The organism is Shewanella sp. 10N.286.51.B2 (assembly GCF_041469265.1).
Classification (GTDB): Bacteria; Pseudomonadota; Gammaproteobacteria; order Enterobacterales; family Shewanellaceae; genus Shewanella.
This window is the reverse complement of sequence record NZ_JBFRKH010000121.1, coordinates 1-499: the sequence shown is the minus strand read 5'-3', so window position 1 is coordinate 499 and position 499 is coordinate 1. Positions and strand designations below refer to the sequence as shown.

General features: G+C 44.7%; 1 protein-coding gene. It reads left to right on the top strand.

Annotated elements, in window-relative coordinates; translation table 11 throughout:
* Positions 1–11: 11 nt before the first annotated feature.
* A partial coding sequence (locus AB4140_RS19670; protein WP_372002321.1) for a tetratricopeptide repeat protein occupies positions 12–499 on the top strand: 488 nt, incomplete at its 3' end.

The window sequence follows — 499 nt, the reverse complement described above, 5'->3', positions numbered from 1 at the left end:
AAGCAGAAGATGTGTGGGCAGAAGACTACACCACAAGCCTAGCTAACCTGGCATTGTCTTATCAGCAAAATAACCAAGTACGTGAAGCCATAGCGCTTCAAGAAAAGGCGTTGGCTATCCATGAGGCATATTACCAACAAGCAGCAGATGTGTGGGCAGAAGGCTACACCAAAAGTCTAACTAACCTGGCATCTTCTTATCGGAAAAATAACCAAGTACGTGAAGCGATAGCGCTTCAAGAAAAGGCGTTGGCTATCTGTGAGGCTTATTACCAACAAGCAGCAGATGTGTGGGCAGAAGACTACAACATAAGCCTAGATAAGCTGGCATCTTCTTATCTGCAAAATAACCAAGTACGTGAAGCCATAGCGCTTCAAGAAAAAGCGTTGGCTATCTCTGAGGCTTATTACCTGCAAGCAGCAGATGTGTGGGCAGAAGGCTACACCAGAAGCCTAAATAACCTGGCATATTCTTATCGGAAAAATAACCAAGTAAGCGA